16 protein-coding genes are annotated in these 18,746 nt (G+C 67.1%); 4 read left to right on the top strand and 12 right to left on the bottom strand.

Translation table 11 applies throughout. The annotated features are described in order from the left end of the window. Positions 1–11: 11 nt before the first annotated feature. From RSO01_RS11610 to RSO01_RS11575, 8 genes are read right to left on the bottom strand one after another with little or no spacing between them, the layout of a single operon-like run. A complete protein-coding gene (locus RSO01_RS11610; RefSeq protein WP_170302999.1) occupies positions 12–236 on the bottom strand; it encodes a 2TM domain-containing protein in 225 nt (74 codons plus the stop codon). Positions 237–255: 19 nt separating this feature from the next. Then, positions 256–1,788, bottom strand: coding sequence for an acyl-CoA carboxylase subunit beta (locus RSO01_RS11605; RefSeq protein WP_147149257.1), 1,533 nt, complete (start codon positions 1,786–1,788; stop codon positions 256–258). 51 nt (positions 1,789–1,839) lie between these two features. Next, entirely contained in the window at positions 1,840–2,289 is a 450-nt protein-coding gene (locus tag RSO01_RS11600) for a hypothetical protein (protein WP_147149256.1), read from the bottom strand. Between the two features lie 8 nt (positions 2,290–2,297). Beyond that, positions 2,298–3,176: a phosphonopyruvate hydrolase gene (locus tag RSO01_RS11595; protein ID WP_246158315.1), complete on the bottom strand. Its 879-nt coding sequence runs from the start codon at positions 3,174–3,176 to the stop codon at positions 2,298–2,300. Continuing rightward, entirely contained in the window at positions 3,173–3,889 is a 717-nt protein-coding gene (locus tag RSO01_RS11590) for an ATP12 family chaperone protein (protein ID WP_147149254.1), read from the bottom strand. Before RSO01_RS11590 ends, RSO01_RS11595 begins: the two co-directional genes overlap by 4 nt. Positions 3,890–3,935: 46 nt before the next feature. Then, positions 3,936–4,493 (bottom strand): STM3941 family protein, encoded by a 558-nt coding sequence (locus RSO01_RS11585; protein WP_147149253.1) that lies wholly within the window; start codon positions 4,491–4,493, stop codon positions 3,936–3,938. 18 nt (positions 4,494–4,511) lie between these two features. Then, positions 4,512–6,530, bottom strand: a complete 2,019-nt coding sequence (locus RSO01_RS11580; protein WP_147149252.1) for an AsmA family protein — start codon at positions 6,528–6,530, stop codon at positions 4,512–4,514. Between the two features lie 17 nt (positions 6,531–6,547). After that, positions 6,548–7,522, bottom strand: coding sequence for an RluA family pseudouridine synthase (locus tag RSO01_RS11575; protein WP_147149251.1), 975 nt, complete (start codon positions 7,520–7,522; stop codon positions 6,548–6,550). A 47-nt stretch (positions 7,523–7,569) separates the two neighbouring features. Here RSO01_RS11575 and RSO01_RS11570 point away from each other — a divergent pair, with 47 nt between their 5' ends. After that, positions 7,570–8,496 (top strand): dienelactone hydrolase family protein, encoded by a 927-nt coding sequence (locus tag RSO01_RS11570; RefSeq protein WP_147149250.1) that lies wholly within the window; start codon positions 7,570–7,572, stop codon positions 8,494–8,496. After that, positions 8,493–9,983: a L,D-transpeptidase family protein gene (locus RSO01_RS11565; RefSeq protein WP_147149249.1), complete on the top strand. Its 1,491-nt coding sequence runs from the start codon at positions 8,493–8,495 to the stop codon at positions 9,981–9,983. The genes RSO01_RS11570 and RSO01_RS11565 overlap by 4 nt, the downstream gene beginning before the upstream one ends. 142 nt (positions 9,984–10,125) lie before the next feature. On the opposite strand, the gene RSO01_RS11560 is transcribed toward RSO01_RS11565, so the two are convergent. After that, a complete protein-coding gene (locus RSO01_RS11560) occupies positions 10,126–11,415 on the bottom strand; it encodes a replication-associated recombination protein A (RefSeq protein WP_170302998.1) in 1,290 nt (429 codons plus the stop codon). Between the two features lie 4 nt (positions 11,416–11,419). Further along, positions 11,420–12,796, bottom strand: coding sequence for a Do family serine endopeptidase (locus RSO01_RS11555; protein WP_147149247.1), 1,377 nt, complete (start codon positions 12,794–12,796; stop codon positions 11,420–11,422). Positions 12,797–12,909: 113 nt separating this feature from the next. On the opposite strand from RSO01_RS11555, the gene RSO01_RS11550 reads away from it, so the two are divergent. Next, positions 12,910–13,899, top strand: coding sequence for a Bug family tripartite tricarboxylate transporter substrate binding protein (locus tag RSO01_RS11550; RefSeq protein WP_147149246.1), 990 nt, complete (start codon positions 12,910–12,912; stop codon positions 13,897–13,899). Here RSO01_RS11550 and RSO01_RS11545 read toward each other — a convergent pair. Together RSO01_RS11545 and RSO01_RS11540 are read right to left on the bottom strand one after the other, a co-directional pair. After that, on the bottom strand, positions 13,896–17,339 hold the full coding sequence (locus RSO01_RS11545) for a ribonucleotide reductase barrel domain-containing protein (RefSeq protein WP_147149245.1): 3,444 nt from the start codon (positions 17,337–17,339) through the stop codon (positions 13,896–13,898). The two genes, RSO01_RS11550 and RSO01_RS11545, sit on opposite strands and share 4 nt — an antisense overlap. Positions 17,340–17,536: 197 nt before the next feature. After that, positions 17,537–18,265 carry a lysophospholipid acyltransferase family protein gene (locus RSO01_RS11540; RefSeq protein WP_147149244.1) on the bottom strand — a complete coding sequence of 243 codons (729 nt, stop codon included), beginning with the start codon at positions 18,263–18,265 and terminating at the stop codon, positions 17,537–17,539. A gap of 69 nt (positions 18,266–18,334) precedes the next feature. Here RSO01_RS11540 and RSO01_RS11535 point away from each other — a divergent pair, with 69 nt between their 5' ends. Continuing rightward, positions 18,335–18,718, top strand: coding sequence for a zinc-ribbon domain-containing protein (locus RSO01_RS11535; RefSeq protein WP_147149243.1), 384 nt, complete (start codon positions 18,335–18,337; stop codon positions 18,716–18,718). Positions 18,719–18,746: the final 28 nt, after the last annotated feature.

The raw sequence follows: 18,746 nt of genomic DNA, 5'->3' as shown, positions 1-18,746 counted from the left end.
GGCGGCCATTCTCACGGTTCCTTTCTAGCGCGGTCGAACAGGCCCATGGCCCAGGCGGTATGGCCGGCGATCAGCGGCAGCCAGGCCGTCAGCACCCACAGCCACCACGGATAGCGGCTGGTGAACAGGGCGTTGACGGCGATCAGCACCAGGAGGGTGAGCAGCGCGACGATGAGGTGCAGGCGCACCTTGCGCCCCCGTCGCATGCGCTCCTCCGGCGTGAGATGCACGGCCATCGAGATCACAGAAGCCCATTCATAGGGGAATATTGCCGTGCTTGCGCCACGGGTTCTCGAGTTTCTTGTTCTCGAGCGTCGCCAGGGCCTTGCAGACGCGCCGGCGCGTGCCGTGCGGCATGATCACGTCGTCGATGAAGCCGCGATTGGCCGCCACGAACGGATTGGCGAACTTCTCGCGGTATTCGTCGGTGCGCTTGGCGATCTTGGCGGCATCGCCAATGTCGGAGCGGAAGATGATCTCCACCGCGCCCTTGGCGCCCATCACGGCGATCTCCGCGCCCGGCCAGGCATAGTTCACGTCACCGCGCAGGTGCTTGGACGCCATGACGTCGTAGGCCCCACCATAGGCCTTGCGGGTGATCACCGTGACCTTGGGCACGGTCGCTTCGGCGTAGGCATAGAGAAGCTTGGCGCCGTGCTTGATGATGCCGCCGAACTCCTGGGTCGTGCCCGGCAGGAAACCCGGCACGTCGACGAAGGTGACGATCGGGATGTTGAAGGCATCGCAGAAGCGCACGAAGCGGGCGGCCTTGCGCGAGCTGTCGATGTCGAGGCAGCCCGCCAGCACCATCGGCTGGTTGGCGACGAAGCCCACGGTGCGGCCGGCCATGCGCCCGAAGCCGACCACCATGTTGGCCGCCCATTCCGGCGAGAGCTCGAAAAAGTCGCCCTCGTCGACGACCTTCAGGATCAGCTCCTTGATGTCGTACGGCTTGTTGGGATTGTCCGGCACCAGCGTGTCGAGCGAATAGTCGTCGCGGTTGACCGGATCGTGCGTTGGCCGAAGCGGCGGCTTCTCGCGGTTGTTGGACGGCAGGAAGTCGACGAAGCGGCGGAGCTGCAGCAACGCCTCGACGTCGTTCTCGAAGGCGAGATCGGAGACGCCAGACTTCTGCGTATGCGTAAGCGCGCCGCCCAGCTCCTCCTGGGTCACCGTCTCGTGCGTCACGGTCTTCACCACGTCGGGACCGGTGACGAACATGTAGGAGCTGTCCTTCACCATGAAGATGAAGTCGGTCATGGCCGGCGAATAGACCGCACCGCCGGCGCACGGGCCCATGACCATGGAGATCTGCGGGATCACGCCCGAGGCCAGCACGTTCCGCTGGAAGACGTCGGCGTAGCCTGCCAGCGAGTCGACGCCTTCCTGGATGCGCGCACCACCCGAGTCGTTCAGGCCCAGCACCGGCGCGCCGACCTTCATGGCCATGTCCATGACCTTGCAGATCTTGGCGGCGTGCATGCCCGACAGCGCACCGCCGAACACGGTGAAGTCCTGGCTGAAGACATAGACCAGGCGGCCGTTGATCGTGCCGTGGCCGGTCACCACGCCGTCGCCCGGGATCTTCTGGTTCTCCATGCCGAAATCGATCGAGCGATGCTCGACGAACATGTCGTATTCCTCGAACGAGCCTGGATCGAGCAGCGCGTCGATGCGCTCGCGCGCCGTCAGCTTGCCCTTGGCGTGCTGCGCCTCGACACGGCGCTGGCCGCCGCCCTGGCGCGCCGCCGCACGGCGACGCTCAAGCTCTTCCAACATCTGTTGCATTCACGAACTCCGGCTCATTACGTCTGTTGTCGGCCAAAATGGCAGCGAGGTCTAGACCTGGGGCTTCTCCCGGGCGGGGCAGGCATCGTCCGTTCGGCCCTCGGGCGAGGCCGGCATGCCGCCGACGCGCTCGATGCGGAACAGATCGTCTTCCTTGCCGATACCGTCGATATTGAAGCAGCTGAGGGCACTTTCGCTCTGCACGGTGCAGTAGAAGTGATCGATGCTGTAGCCGTGCTTGCTCTTGACCGACGTGAAGACGATCTCGACCTTGCCGCCTGCCGCGACGACGTGACCGCATTGCGAGTAGTCCTGGGTCGGATTGCGACCCCTCTGCCTGACCTGGCCGTCCTTGTCGATGACGAGCGTGCCCGTGTGCCAGCCCTCACGCGCGCGCCGCTTGAACTGCCACTCGCCGCTGAGATCCTGCGCAACCGACGGCGCGGCCTCCATCGCGAGGGCCGCGAGCGAGATCGCGAGAGCGCAAATCTGCCGCTTCACAACCGCCTCTAGCGCAGGAACCGCTTCTCGTCGTCCCTGACCTTGCCCATGCCCTGCAGGTCGAACACATCCTCGACGGTGGCGATGCTCGCCTCGACGCCATGGATGCCACCATCCTTGCGGATCTGGGCGAAGGTCTTGCGCATGGCGCCGACCGACGCGCGGACGGCGTGGTTGCCCCAGATCAACAGCCCGATCTTCCTGAGCTCGCGCACCCGCGCCACGGTCATCTGCGGATAGGCCGTCGGCACCAGAGCGATCGGCGCCTTGCCGTCCCATGCCTTGACGAAGGCCTCGATCTCATCGGGCGTCTTCTGCTTGGAATGGACCAGGATCATGTCGGCGCCGGCCGCCTCGTAGGCGCGTGCCCGCTTCAGCGCCTCGTCCTGGCCCAGCCCCGCGATCAGCGCTTCGGTGCGCGCGACGAGCACGAGGTCCTTGTCCTTGCGCGCCGCCCGCGCCGCATCGATCTTGCCCTGGAACTCCTCGATGCGGACCATCTCCTGGCGGCCGCCAGCGATCAGGCTGGTGACCTTGGGAAAGCTCTTGTCCTCCATGACGATGGCGGCGACGCCCGCGCGCTCGTACTGCTCGATGACGTAGAGCACGTTGATGGCGTTGCCGAAGCCGGTGTCGATGTCGGCCACGACCGGCAGGCCCGAGCGGTCGACCATGGCGCGCGTCATGTCGAGGTGCTGGGTCATCGACACCACGCTGACATCGGGCACGCCGTACATCGCCGACAATTCGAAGCCCGACGCCCAGATGGCGTCGAAGCCCGCCTCGGCCACCAGCATCGCCGACAACGGGCTGTGCGCCGCCATCGCCTCGACGAGGCCCCTCTTCGCCAGCACGTCCCGGAATTTTGCGCCCGCCGTCATGGTCATCCTTTCAACCGTTGCTCGGCCAGCAGCGCGAGGAAACGCGCGCTGGCGTCGATGTCGTGCCTGATGCCTGCATGGCGCTTGGCAGCGATCGGATCCTCGCCCCAGCGCTCGATCTGATAGATCTCGTCGAGCTGGGCCGCGGCAAACGCATCGGCCGCCGAAAGATGCCCCTCGGCGACGGCCAGCGCCACGACCAGCGAGCCCGAAATGTGCGTGAGATTGTAGAGCGCCGACAGGCCGAGGTCGCTGTGCGCTGCGACCGCCTCATGCAATCGAGCGACGGCGTCGGCCGGCTGGTCGACGAAGGCCAGGCCCTCGACCACGACCAGCCGCGCGCCATAGCGCCCGGCCGCCCAGTCGAGCAAGGGCTGCCATGTCTCCCGCTGGCGCTTCACCAGGGTCTCGGGCTCGCTGGCGCGATAGCACAGCATGTCGGAGCCGGCGTACTTGGCGGTGTCCTCGATCACCCGCGTGCGCTGCGTCGTCACACGGTCGTGCCCGGTCGCCGCAAGCCTGGTCAGCGGCAGATGCGAGACGTTGATGTCGGCCTTGTCCGGCACCTCGCCCCACTCGGCCGCGATGGCCTCGGCCAGGGCGCGCGTCGGCACCGCCAGGACCGTCTTGGCCGGCGTGCGCATGGGCTTGCCGTCGAGCAGGATGCGATGGCCGCCGTCGCCCAGGTCGACGGCCGTCTCCTTGTAGAAACGTTTCATCGAGCCGAGGGCTTACACGCCCACCATCGGCGAGCCAAGAGCGGCTTCATGATGGTCCGACAATCCGGCGGATGTACTGGGCGAGTTCGTCGGCATCGATGTGGACACTCGCCGGCGAGATCGCCACCGGGCTGCCGAACGACGCGAGATTGCCGCGGAGGAGCCAGCGCTTCACCAGAGCGCTGCCATCGATGAAGCGTTGCGGGTCACGGACATCGAGCACCAGGAATGCGGGCACCCGGATGGTGGGGCCGTACAGGCTGCCGCGGAACCCGGGGGGTCGTACCACCCGCACACTGATAATCGCGGACCACGGAATCCGGCCGACGCTCGAGTAGCTCGAATCGTCGATGATCCCTTCGTGGTCGAGGACAAGTCCGGGCCTGCGGCTGAACAGTCGGCGGGCGGTGAAGACCGTTGTCCCACCGAACAGCAGAATCGCGAGACCACCACCGATCCCGATGAGCCACGCATGCTGAAAAGCCGGGGCGGCGAGACAGAACAGGACGGCAAGGAGAGTGACAAGGATGCCGAAGATCATGAGGCCGGCCAGCCGCCATTTCTTGAAGCCGTAGGCGTGGGTCTCCATGGCCGGCTCGATCATTAGTGTCCTCGAGCCACGTCACCGCTGGCTGCGCTGCGGTCCTGCCGTCTGCGCCTGCGGGCGGCCGCCGCGATGACGTGTATCAGCGACCGACGGCACCGGCATCTGCGCCCTGAGACCCGGCCGCAGGCCCTCGACACGAGGCGCCATGATCGCACAGGGATTGGCGTTGGGCTGCTTCGCCGCCTGGTTCACCTGGCCGCTGAGACTCGGCACGACGCCGGCGCCGACGAGCAGGCGGGCAAGATTGGGCTCGAGCGCACTGGCGGTCTCGCGACCGCTGCCACCCTTGACGCGCAAGGGCACGGCGAGCGCGACGTTCTGGTTGTCACGGGCTTCGGGTGCCACGACGAACTCGAAGCCCTCGGTCCTGAGACTGAGATAGCCCCCGCCAACCATGGTTGTGCGCGGCGTGTCGACCACCAGTCGTCGCAAGTAGGCAATGCCACCGCTCACCTCGAAGCGGCCGGCGACGCAGTTGAACGGCACACCCGTGTCGCCGCCGCCCAGCAGGCGCTGCGTCTCGCCCGGCCAGTTGGTGAACTGACCGCGCGGCCACAGGCCCTTGGTGACCGCGACCTCGACCGAGCCGCTGGCCGAGTTGAGCGCGTCGCGCGTGTTACGACCGCCGCCGCGCAGGCGCAGGTCGATGTCGCCTACGGCGTCCCGCAGGCCAACATCGAAGCCCAGCAGTGTGGTGAGATCGGCGAGCGATACGCGACTGGCCGTCGCCGTCAGCGTCGCCTGGCCGATGCGGCCCGTTGCATCATAGACAAGGTCGAAGCCCGCCGATCCGCCGCCGACAGTGGCGGCGGCGCGGAAGGCGAAACGGGTCTCGCCCGAGGTCAGCGTAACCGAGGCGTTCTGCACCTTGCTGCCCAGCCCGACGATTTCGCCCAGCCGCACCGTCACCGACATGGCCGAGCGGCCGAGCCAGCTCGCCTGGAACGGCATGGTCGGCACCAGGCGCGCCGGCGGTCCCTGCGGCGTGTTTGCGGCAGGCGCGGTCGACGGAGCGGCCTTGAGATCACCGATGTCGAGGCGGCTCACGTCGGCATTGACGGCGACGGTCGGTGTGCCCTTGCGGTCGACGCGAAACAGCGCCTCGCCGGTGAGCTCGCTCGAGCCGACCTTCAGTGTCGTGACCTCGACCTTGAAGCTGCTGCGCAGGGTGCCGGCCTTGGCGTTGAGCGAATACGGACCACCGGCCGGCACCGGCAGGCGTATGTAGGGACCGAACACCGAGACGTCCGGACCTTCCGACGTGATGGCGAGGTTGGTGCCCTTGGCGTTGACGCTGCCCTTGATCGCGATCTTGCCGCCGCCGAAGCCGCCCTGCACATCGAGGTTGCCGGGCAGTCCCCGCATCCAGCCGTCGAAGGTGCCCGCCGTGCCGGTGAGCTCCAGCGGCGTGGCCTGAGGCGCTGCGAACTTGCCCTCGAGCTGCAGCGGCTGGTTAGGCGCCTGCGACTTGAAGGTCGCTGCCGAGATTTCCAGCGCCACCGGTGGGCGGCCTTGCTCGGCGATGGTGAGGACCGAATCGCGCACCTCGATCGTGTTGATCCAGGGGAAGGCCGGCGCCGTGCGCAGCCGGAGCGAGCGGTTCTCGCCGGGATGCGGACCCGAGCCGTCGGGCGGCGGCAGCATGTCGAGGTTGGTGTCGCCCACGTCGTTGCGCTCGACCAGGATGTCGGCGCCCTCGAGCAGGACGCGGCCGATCTTGACCTCGCCCAGGAACAGCGACGCCGGATCGAGGAACAGGGTGAGCTTGCGCACCCGGGCGAGCTCCGGGCGCGACGCCCAGCTCGCATTGGTGAGCGTCACGCCTTCCGCCACCATGGCGGGCTCGGTGCCAAGCCTGATGCTGAGCGGCACGCGGGCGGCAAGCTCGCGGCCGGTCACTTTGCGCACCTGCTCGGTCATACGGCCCTGGAACCGGGAGAGATCGCGCGTGCCGACCCAAATGATCCCGGCCACCGCGGCGACGGGCACAGCCACCGCGAGAATCCAGGTCAACCGCTTCCAGGGAACGCGCATTACCCGCCGATTCTCGCTCAAACCGCGTCGAACGAGAAGCCGAATGCTTCAACGGTACGGCGGAAGTGAGGCGGCGGCTGTGCATCGATTGCCAGCTCGCCCTTGCCCGACGGATGCGGCAGCACCAGGCGCCGGGCATGAAGATGCAGACGGCGGGCATCGGCGACGGCCGACAACAGGGCTTCCTCGCCGCCGTACTTGCCATCGCCCAGGATAGGGCAGCCGATCTCTGCGCAATGCACGCGCAATTGGTGCGTCCGGCCGGTGCGCGGCCACAGCGCCAGCAGGGCGGCGCGCTTGCCGGCATGGTCGAGCACCCTGAAATGGGTCAGCGCCTTCTGGCCGTTCTCCTCGTCGACCTGCATCAGCTCGCGATCGCGTGCACCCGGCCGCTTGGCCAGGGGCAGGTCGATGGCCCCTTCCGGCCGCGGCGGCATGCCGACGACGACCGCCCAGTAGAGCTTCTCGGTCTCCCGATCGCGAAAGGAGTCACCGAGGCGCCGGGCGGCGAGGCCGGTGCGCGCGATCAGCAGCAGGCCCGACGTGTCCTTGTCCAAGCGATGGACCAGCCTTGGCCGCTCCTCGTAGCCGAACCGCAGGGCGTCGAGCATGCCGTCGACATGGCGCTCGGTGCCCGTGCCGCCCTGTACGGCCAGCCCCGGCGGCTTGTTCAGCACGATCACCTGGTCATCCTTGTGAATGACCAGGCCGCGGATCTCCTGGGCGTCGCGGTCCGACACGGTCGGAATCTCGCGCGGCTTGGGCGGCGGCGCGGCGGTGACGCCCGGCGGCAGGCGGATGGTCTGGCCGGGCTCGACCCGGTCCTTGCCCTCGGCACGCTTGCCATCGATGCGGACCTGGCCCGTGCGCAAAAGCTTCTGCAGCGCACCATGGCCCAACTCGGGAAAATGACGCTGGAACCAGCGGTCGAGCCGCAGGCCGGCCTCGTCGTCGGCGACGGCTCGGGTTTGGACCTTGGGGCTGGCGTTCATGGCCTCCCCCGTATGACGGGGGAGGAAGGGGTGTGTAAACAGGGTCCATGGAATCGCTGGCATTCGACACACTGACCTTCGACCACCCCGCCGCCTGCCGGCCGGCGCGGCTGACGGCGAGCCTGCACCTGCCCGAAGCCGGCAGTCCCGTGCCCTGCATGGTGCTCCTGACTTCGAGCGCCGGCGTCCAGCGCCATCGCGAGCACTTTTATGCCCAGGCGCTGAACGAGGCCGGCGTCGCCGCCCTGATCGTCGACAGCTTCACCGGCCGCGGCGTGCGCCGCACCGTGGCTGACCAGACCCTGGTGTCGGCCGCCCAGATGGAGGGCGACGCCTTCGCCACCCTGGCCCTGCTGCGGACCGACCCGCGCATCGATCCCGAGCGAATCGGCATCATGGGCGTCTCCAAGGGCGGCGGCGCCGCGCTCAATGCCGCCGTCGCCGTGCGCCAGCGCTGGCGCGGCGGCTTCCCGCACCTGTTCGACCTGCATGTCGCGATCTGCCCGGGCGCCACCGCCCAGCACCGCGATCCCAGGACCCACGGCAAGCCGATGTTCTTCATGCTGGCGGCGCGCGACGACTACACGCCGGCGCCGCTTGCCGTCGAGTATGCCGAGCGTATGCGGAAAGCCGGCAACGGCCGCATCAAGGTCAAGGTCTACGGCAGTGCCCATCACGGCTGGGAATCGATCGGCCCTGTATTCGACATCAAGGACGCCGAGAACTGGTCGTGTTGCACCAACTTCATCGAGGATGACGGCCGCCACTTCGTGGTGGCCGCCGGCCGGGCGATGAGCGAGCCGGAATACCAGGCCTGGGCGCGCCAGTACTGCGTCACCAAGGGCGCCCGCGCCGGCGGCGGCACACTCGAGCTGAAACAGCGTGCGACGGCGGATTTGCTGGCTTTCCTGCAGGCCCATGGCTTCGCCTCTCAATGGACGAATCGGCCGCTTCCTGCTATACACGCTGCGTGAATCGGTTCCGCTTTGTCGCCGCGTTGCTGGCGTTCTTGATCCCTCTCACGGGATCCCTTCCCTCCCTTGCCAACGAGACTCTGTGGACCGGCTCGAGCGCCAGTCGCGCCCGCGCCGGCGCGCTGCTCAAGGCGATTCGCGGGGCAGCAGACCATGGACTCGATCCCAAGTGGTACGGGCTTGCCGAAGTCGAGAAGGCGATCGAGGCGGGCGCCGATCCCGCCACCGAAACCCTGCTGACGGCGGCCTTCGTCGCCTATGCCAGCGACCTGTCGACGGGGCGCGTGCGCGCCAACCGCGTCGGCAAGGACATCGATATCATCCAGCGCAAGGTCGAGCGCGCCGACTTGCTGAAGGCAGCGGCCGACGCCGGCGACTTCGCCGCCTGGCTCGCCGACCTCGCGCCCAAAGGCGACTACCCGGCCTTGCAGAAGGCGCTGGCGACATGGCGCGACAAGCGCGCCAAGGCGGTCTTCACCCAACTGCCCGATGGCAATCTTTTAAAGCCCGGCATGACCGATCCGCGCGTGCCGATCCTGCGCAAGCGGTTGGCCGAGCTCGATCTCACTGTTCCCGAGCTGGCGGCCGGCGCGGCGCCTGAGCTCTACGACGAGCCGCTGGCCGCCGTCGTCAAATCCTACCAGGAGACCAAGGGGCTGACGGTCGACGGCATCATCGGGGCCAAGACCACGCAGTCGCTCAACACCACGATCGACGAGCGCATCGAACAGATCATCGCCAACCTCGAGCGGCGGCGCTGGCTGCCGGCTGATCTCGGCAATCGCTATGTCTTCGTCAATGCCGGCGACTATTCGATGCTGTTCGTCGACGAGGGCAAGGTCGCTTTCCAGAGCCTGGTGATCGTCGGCACACCCAAGGACCCGACGCCCGAGATCCAGTCGACCATGCGCGGCTTCCAGACCAATCCCTATTGGACGGTGCCGCAGTCGATCTCGGGCGAGGAATACCTGCCGATGCTGCGCCGCGATCCCAACGCGCTGCAGGCCGCGGGCTTCAAGATCTTCGAGAACTGGAGCGACGACACCGAGGTCGATCCTGCCTCGATCGACTGGAGCTCGATCCATCCCAAGGCGTTCCCCTATCGCATCCGGCAGAATCCCGGGGCCGGCAATGCGCTGGGCTATATCTTCTTCCCGTTCCCCAACAGGTACGGGATCTACATGCACGACACGGCCAGCCGCTGGCTGTTCACCGAGGGCAGCCGCAACTTCAGCCACGGCTGCATCCGCCTGCAGAACCCGCTCGACTTCACCGAGAAGGCGTTCGGCGGCAGGAACGGTTTCAACAAGGAGCGCGTGCGCCAGGTGATCGATGCCGGTCAGCAGGCGCACTACACGTTTCCCGAGCCGATCACGCTCTACGTGACGTATCGGACCGTAACCGCGGACGCTCAGGGCGTCCCGACCTTCCGCGACGACGTCTACGGCCGCGACCGCAGAGTCGTGCGCGCGATGGCGAAGCCTTAAGGGAGCGCGGGCCTCCGGCCCGCTCATTGCTGGGGGCGCGCGACTCCAGTCGCGCGTCTTCGTCGAGGCAAGAGATGATCGCGCCACTGGAGTGGCGCGCCCCCAGCGAAGAGCATGAGGCGGGCCGGAGGCCCGCGCTCCCTTAGCGCTTCTTGGCGCGCAGCTTTTTCCAGTATTCCAGGCGCTTCAAAATCTCGCGTTCGAAGCCGCGTTCGACGGGCTGATAGAACTCCTCGCGCGCCATGCCGTCGGGGAAGTAGTTCTGGCCGGAGAAGCCGTCCTCGGCGTTGTGGTCATACTCGTAGCCCTTGCCGTAGCCGATGTCCTTCATGAGCCGCGTCGGTGCATTCAGGATATGCATGGGCGGCGTCAGCGAGCCGTGCTCCTTGGCCGCCCGCTTGGCGGCGCTGAAGGCCGTGTAGCCCGAGTTAGATTTTGGCGCAGTGCCGAGATAGATCACCGCCTGGGCGATCGCGAGCTCGCCTTCGGGTGAGCCCAACCGATCGTAGGTATCCCACGCCGCCAGGGTCTGGGTGAGCGCGTTGGGGTCGGCCATGCCGATATCCTCGACGGCGAAGCGCACCAGGCGGCGGGCGATGTATTTCGGATCCTCGCCGCCATCGAGCATGCGCGCGAACCAGTAGAGCGCGGCATCGACGTCAGAGCCGCGCAGGGATTTGTGCAGGGCGCTGATCAGGTTGTAGTGCGCTTCCTGCGCCTTGTCGTAGAGCGGCGCGCGCTTCTGCAGCAGCGTCGCCAGACGCGCCGGCGGCACCGGCCCCTTCTCCTTGAGCCCGGCCAGCTGCTCGGCCAGCGTGATCAGGTAGCGGCCATCGCCGTCAGCCATGGCGAAGATCGCCTGCCTTCCCTCCTCGTCGATCGGCAGCTTCCGGCCCAGTGCCGTCTCAGCACGATCCAGAACCGCAGCAAGCGCCGCGTCATCGAGCCGCTTCAACACCAGCACCTGGCAGCGCGACAGCAGCGCGGCGTTGAGCTCGAACGACGGGTTCTCGGTCGTGGCGCCGACCAAGGTCACCGTGCCATCCTCGACGTATGGCAGGAAGCCGTCCTGCTGGGCGCGGTTGAAGCGATGGATCTCGTCGACGAACAGCAGCGTGCCCTTGCCGTCGCGGCGGCGCTGCCGTGCGGCCTCGAAGATGCGGCGCAGGTCGGCGACGCCGGAGAACACCGCCGACAGAGGCTCGAAATGCAGGTCGGTCTGCTCGGCCAGCAGGCGGGCGATCGTCGTCTTGCCGCAGCCCGGCGGTCCCCACAGGATCAGCGAGCTGAGCTTGCGCGCCGCCAGCATGCGGCCGAGCGGTCCCTCGGGCCCGAGCAGATGATCCTGGCCCAGGATGTCGCCCAGCGTCTTGGGCCGCAGGCGTTCGGCAAGCGGTGTCGGGGCGAGCGAGGCGAAGAGCTCGGCGGGCACTGCGTCAACGGAACTGGACGGTATTCACCATGCCTTCGCGGCTGATGGTGACGCTCGACACGCCGCCCGTGATCTTCTTCTTGAGGTCGGCGACGTTCTTCACGTCCTGGCCGTTGACCGCGACGATCATGTCGCCCGGTCGGACGAAGCGGCCGGCATAGGCGCCGGGCTTGACCTCGATGACGATCACGCCGGGGCGGTACTCGACCAGGCCGAGCTCGTCGGCGACGGCGGGCGACATGTTGACGACGCCGGCGCCGGTCAACGGCTGACGGCCCTCCAGCATCGAGCGATCGCGCGGCGGATCCTCGGGCGGTGCGGCAAGCTTGAGATCGACCACGACTTCCTTGCCGCCGCGGATGACCTTCACCGGCACGACGGTGTCAACGGAGAGGGTGGCAAGACGGAAGCGCAGGCTCGCCTCGTCGTCGATCGGCAGGTCGCGCAGGGCCACGATGACGTCGTTGCGCTTCAGCCCGGCCTTGTAGCCGGGACCGCCGGGATGGACTTCCTTGACGACGAGGCCGGCCGGCCGTGTCAGGCCAAAGCCGGCGGCGAGGTCGGGCGTCACGCGCTGCATGTTGATGCCGAGCCACGGCCGCACAATGCGCCCGCCGCTCTCACCGAGCGATACCATGCGGGTCACGATGTTGGACGGCGTGGCGAAGCCGATGCCGACCGAGCCGCCGGTCTGCGAATAGATCGCGGTGTTGATGCCGATCAGCCGCCCGTCGAGGCTGACCAGCGCGCCGCCGGAATTGCCCGGGTTGATGGCGGCGTCTGTCTGGATGAAGAAGTTGGAATCGTTGACGCCGCCTGCCGAGCGCGCCACTGCCGAGATGATGCCGCTGGTGACGGTCTGGTTCAGGCCGAAGGGATTGCCGATCGCCAGCACGATGTCGCCGACCTCGACCGAATCGGAATCGCGCATCTCCAGGAACGGGAACTTCTCGCTGTCGGCGTCGATGCGCAGCAGGGCGAGGTCGTAGCGCTCATCCTGGGTGAGCAGCTTGGCCTCGAGCTCGCGCCGGTCGGCCAGCACCACGCGGATCTCGTCGGCGCCCTTCACGACGTGGGCGTTGGTCACGATCAACCCGTCGGGCCGTACGATCACGCCCGAGCCCAGCGAGTTCTGCACCCGCTCGCCGGCCTGCGGCGGCAGCGGCATGCCGGGGAACGGGAACGGCAGGCGGCGCTGCGCGCGCGCCGTGGTGGTCGTGTAGATGTTGACCACGGCCGGCGACACCCGCTTGACCAGCGGGGCGTAGGAATAGGCGAGATCGCTGCGATCGGTCGGCAAAGGCTGCGCCCTGGCAGCCTGGCCGGCCGCCAGGGCGCCCGCCATCAACACCATCGCTGTCAGAATCGTCCGCCGATTCATTCAACCTCCAACATCTGGTCCGGATTTGCGGTCACTCTTATGTCAAATCAAGGGCCGAATCACCTGTGCTGGCACATCCATTGCAGCGTCTGGCGCACAAACAGGAGCGCCCAATGAAACTCACCCGCCGTACCCTCCTGGCCGCCTCGGTCGCCACTTTGGCAGCACCCGCCGTGAAAGCGAGCCCCGGCTGGCCGACCAAGCAGCCGATCAAGCTTATAGCCACCTTCCCGCCCGGCGGTACGGCCGACACGATTTCCCGCATCCTGGCGCCCAAGCTGAGCGCCGCCCTTGGCCAGCAGGTGGTGGTGGAGAACAAGCCCGGCGCCGGCGGCACGATCGGCTCGGACCTCGCCGCCAAGGCTGCTCCCGACGGCTATACGCTGGTGATCTCGCATGCCTCGCCGCTTGGCATCGCCCCCGGCATCTATCCGAAGCTGCCGTACAACGTCGTCACCGACTTCACCCACGTCACGCTGATCGGCCACACGCCCAACGTCCTGATCGTGCCAGCCGACTCGCCCTACAAGACGCTGGCCGACTACATCGCCGACGCCAAGGCCAAGCCCGACCAGATCGCCTTCGGCAGCTCGGGCATCGGCTCGAACACCCATCTGATGGGCGAGCTGCTGTCGAGCGAAGCGAACATCAAGCTGAAGCACATCCCCTACAAGGGGTCGGCGCCGTCGCTACAGGACATGCTGGCGGGCGTCATCCCGTCGATGTTCGATCCCATCACCACCAACGTGCCGCACATCAACTCGGGCAAGGTGAAGCTCGTGGCGGTGAGCTCGGAGAAGCGCATCGACCTCTATCCCAATGCGCCGACCTTCGCCGAGCAGGGCTTCCCCAAGCTCACGACCTCGACCTGGGTCGGCGTCTCCGGTCCCAAGGGCATGGCGCCCGAGGTCACCGCCAAGCTCTACGAGGAGTTGCAGAAGGCCTACAAGGCGCCCGAGGTCGTCGAACGCTTCAAGGAGGTCGTGCTGCTGCCCGGCGACAAGGCGATGACGCCGGCCGAGTACACCAATTTCATCGGCGAGTTCGCCATCCTGTGGGCCGGCGTCAGCAAGGCCGCAGGCGTCCAACTCGAGCTGGGTTAACGGGAGCGCGAGTAGCCACAGTTCAGGCAGACGTCGCAGCCTTCCTGATGCGTCAACGCGGCGGCGCCACAGTTGGGGCATTGGCCGAGGGCGGCGGCGGGTGCTCCGCCCTCTCCCGGCTCACGCGCACCGGCGGCGAGACGCAGGCGCTGCTCGGCCGCCTCGGCGATGCGCGGCTGGTCGGCCGGCGCCAAAAAGCCGATCTCGATCAGATGGCGCTCGATCACGCCGCCGATCGCCGCCAGCAGCGAGGGCACGTAGCGGCCTTCCATCCACTGCCCGCCGCGCGGGTCGAACACCGCCTTCAGCTCCTCGACCACGAACGACACGTCGCCGCCGCGGCGGAACACCGCCGAGATCATGCGGGTCAGCGCCACGGTCCAGGCGTAGTGCTCCATGTTCTTGGAGTTGATGAAGATCTCGAACGGCCGGCGACGCCCGTCCTGCATCACGTCGTTGATGGTGATGTAGATCGCATGATCGCTGCCCGGCCATTTGATCTTGTAGGTGCGGCCTGGCAGATCCTCGGGCCGGTCGAGCGGCTGGGCGATGTAGACCACGCCGCTCTCACGCGCCGCCGGGACAAGTGCGGCCGGGACAAGCGCGGCCGCGGGCTTGGCCTCAGCGGACTTGACCTCCAGCACCGCGCCGGTCACGTCGTTGGGCCGATACGTCGTGCAGCCCTTGCAGCCCGTCGCATAGGCCTCTTCGTAGACCCCCTTGAACGCCTCGAAGGAGATGTCGCGCGGCAGGTTGATGGTCTTTGAGATCGAGCTGTCGACGTAGTCCTGCGCGGCGGCCTGCATCGCCAGGTGATCGGCTGGCGTGAGCGTCTGGGCATCGACGAAGATGTCGGCCGGCGGCGGCTCGGCGCCTTTAAGCGAACGCCACACGCGCATCGCATGATCCTCGACGCTCTCCTCGCGCTTGCTGCCGTCGGGCTGCAGCACGTGGCGCACGAAAGAGAAGGCGAAGACCGGCTCGATACCCGAAGAGACGTTGTCGGCCAGCAGCGAGATGGTGCCGGTGGGCGCGATCGAGTTCAGCAGCGCATTGCGGATGCCGTAGCGGCCGATCGCCGAGCGCACGTCGTCAGGCAACGCCTTCACCGTCTCGCCGGCGAGATAACGCGCGCGATCGTAGAGCGGGAAGCTGCCCTTCTCTGCCGCGATGTCGGCCGACGCCAAGTAGGACAGGCGCTGCACGGCGCCCAGCCATTCACGCGTCAGCTTCACCGCTTCGGGGGAGCCGTAACGCACGCCGCAGAAGATCAGCGCATCGGCGAGGCCGGTCACGCCGAGTCCAATGCGACGCTTGGCCTTGGCTTCGCGCTCCTGCTGCGACAGCGGGAAGCGCGACACGTCGACCACGTTGTCGAGCATACGTACGGCGAGCGGCACCAGTCGCTCCAGCGCCTCATCGTCAAGCCGTGCACGCGGCGTGAACGGCTCCTTGACCAGCGCGCCGAGATTGATCGAGCCCAGCAGGCACGCGCCGTATGGCGGCAGCGGCTGCTCACCGCAATTGTGCACGTACAAGCCGTTGGCATCGAAGGCGTTGATGCCGGGAATTTGGGCGTCGTAGACCTCCGCCGTTCCGTCGGGCTCGACGCTGTCGATCTCGACGACGAAGCGCTCGCGATTGGGCATCCGCCGGTAAGCCGACAGCAGACCCTTCAACCGCAACGACTTGTCGCTGTCGGCGAAGCCGACTTGCTCGGCGAACACACCGACGCTGTCGCCCGCAATCACCAGCTCATGCTGCGCGGCACAATCATAAAGGCGCTGGCCGCCCTTTCCGTCGGGCATCAGCCGCTGGCCCGCCGGACGCCGCTCTCGATAGATCGAGGAGGCAATCCCCAATCGCAGCAACATGCGCTGGACGGTTTCCAGAGTTGCCACGTTGCTCTGGCTCAGCCGTACACTGACACCCTTCAACTGCGTGCCCTGTACCGACCCATCGCTGTCGAACAGGCCGCGCAACAGGCCGCTATGGAAATCGGACGAGGTCCTTTCCATCGCTGCAGTAAGCGTCTTGTTGCCCGGCGCCATGCCAAAGGCAGCAGCCAACGCCTTGACCGCGCCCAGTGAAAGCCGGCACTCGTTGCGATCCTTCACCTCGACCCAGCCGGCGAAATCGGAACGATGCGGCAAGGTCCGCGCGGCAGCGAGAGCGGCCTCCATCACGCCGTCCACGCCAGCCCGCGTCTCCACGCCGTTGGCGACTTGGGCCGGTCGCCACACGCTGATGACGGCCTTGTCCTGCTTCAGAGTTCCGTCACCCAACAACAGGCCGAGCAGATAGCCTTCCGCTTCGCTGTGAGCGCCCGGCCACTGCGGCGCCGTGCGATGGTCGTGCAAGACGACCTGATCGCCCGGCTTCAGCGTCGAGGCGGCAACCCATTGGGTGTCTCGCGACCAGCGCGTGAGGCGATCGACCTTCAGCACCAGATGATCGTCCGTCAAGCGCAGGCTGTGACCGGCCTTGGTCCGCAGCCGGCGCACCGGCTTGACGCCGGTCGCGAAGAAGCCGGCCGCGCCGCTGTCGAAGTCCTTGCCGTCGACACGGGCGACGAACGGCCGGCCGACCAGATCGCTGACCTGCCGAGGTCCAGCCGAGGTATGGATCCAACTATCGGCGGTGACGCACGGATTGGTCGCTTGGATGCTCTCGCAGTAGTGCAGGTTGTTCCGCCGATTGACGCGATCGATGAAGATCACGCCCGGCTCCGCGACCTCATAGGTCGCGCGCATGATGCGCTCCCACAAAGTGCGCGCCTTAACCGTGCGGAAGACCTTGCCGCCGAACACGAGATCCCAGTCGGCATCCTCCTTCACCGCCTTCATGAAGGCGTCGGTGACCAGCACCGAGACGTTGAACATGCGCAGCCGCTTGGGATCGCGCTTGGCGTCGACGAAGTCTTCGATGTCAGGATGGTCGCAGCGCAGGGTCGCCATCATGGCGCCGCGGCGGCTGCCCGCGCTCATGATGGTGCGGCACATCGAATCCCAGACATCCATGAAGGAGAGCGGGCCCGAGGCATCGGCGCCGACGCCCTTCACCGGCGCGCCGCGCGGTCGCAGGGTCGAGAAATCGTGCCCGATGCCGCCGCCCTGCTGCATGGTGAGGGCGGCCTCACGCAGGTTCTCGAAGATGCCCGACATGTCGTCGGGGATCGCGCCCATGACGAAGCAGTTAAACAGCGTGACGGTGCGGCCGGTGCCGGCGCCGGCGATCACCCGGCCGGCCGGCAGGAACTTGAAGCCCTGCAGCGCCTCGTGGAAACGGCCGGCCCATAGCTCGGGATCGCGCTCGGGTGCTGCGAGCGCGCGCGCGACCCGCCACCAGGTCGCGTCGAGATCGGCGTCCGCGGCACCAGAGGCGTCACGGAAACGGTATTTCATGTCCCAGATACGCTGGGAGACCGGAGCCCAATCCATCGTTCACAGCCCAAGTTAGCGACGCTCTCCGCCCGCCAGCCTGGTGGTAAGCCGGCCCCCTCGGCCCCAAGGTTCTTAGGGGACGGCCACCAAACTTGGGCTGTCGACACCGCCCTCTCAAGGCAAAAGGGCCAGGGGCTGCATCTCTCCCAAAGACGGCCGAAGATCATATCAGAACATACAGAGAACTGGAAGGCCTAGGACAGGCGCTTGGCGTCCACCACCAGCCGTTCGGTAGCCCCTTCGATGCGCTCGCGCAGGGTCGTCATGAAGGTCTCGCGATCGAGGCCGGGCGGGATCGGATCGAGGATTTCGACCTCGATGATGCCGGGCCACTTGATGAACTTGCGGCGACCCCAGAACACGCCCGAATTGAGCGCCACCGGGACGACCGGCACGCCGAGCTGGCGATAGAGCGCCGCGGTGCCCGCGTGATAGGGCAGCGACGAGCCGACCGGCGTACGCGTGCCTTCGGGATAGATCAAGATCGAGCGGCCTTCCTCCACCGCCGCCTTGGCCTGGCGCAACAGGCTGCGCAAGGCCTTGGGCCCGTCGCCGCGCTCGACCGCGATGTTGCCGGCGCGCGCCATTGCCCAGCCGACGACAGGAATGAAAAGCAATTCACGCTTCAGCACCGTCGCGGCATTGGGGAACAGGCGATGGAAGGCGAGCGTCTCCCACGACGATTGATGCTTGCAGGCGAGGATCACGGGCCCAGCCGGCCGGTTCTCCAGGCCTGTCACGCGATGGGTGATGCGACAAGTGACCTTGACCCACCACAGGCAGAAGTCGATCCAGACATCGGCCCAGGCGATGTTGGCTGCCCGCGACAGCAGCAGGATCGGCATGCCGACGATGGCGATGATCGTCGACCCGACGTACCAGCCGACGTTGAAGAGGAGCGAACGCAGCCGGAGGCCGAGCATTGTAACCCCACTTTTAGTGGCCTAATGTCCGGCCGCAAGCACCTCTAGTGCGGAACTCCTCGCCAAGCCATGCAGGTCACCTGTCCCAATTGCGGCGCGCGCTATGCTGTCGATCCGCTGGCGATTGGCCCGACCGGCCGCACCGTCCAATGCGCCCGCTGCAGCCATCGCTGGTATGAACGGCCCGCGCCACTCGCTGCGGTGGCGCCGCCTCCGCCCCGCCCGGTCCCCGACTTCGTGATCAGGCCGCCGACCTACAATTCCGGACTGCCCGCACTCGCCACGCCACCGCCCAAAACGCAGTGGGGCCAGTGGCTGTCGATTGCCGGCCTGGCCGTGGTGGTGCTGGTCATCGCCGCCTACGCCTTCCGCGGCGAGATCCTGGCCGTCCTGCCATCCGAGTGGCGCGACGCCCTTCATATCGACACCTTGCGCAGCCTTTTCAGGCAATAATGGCGTCGTCCTAAACTATCGACCAGCG

It is taken from the genome of Reyranella soli, assembly GCF_007992495.1.
Lineage (GTDB): Bacteria > Pseudomonadota > Alphaproteobacteria > Reyranellales > Reyranellaceae > Reyranella > Reyranella soli.
Note: the sequence above shows the minus strand (reverse complement) of the source record. Positions and strands in the feature narration are given on the sequence as shown.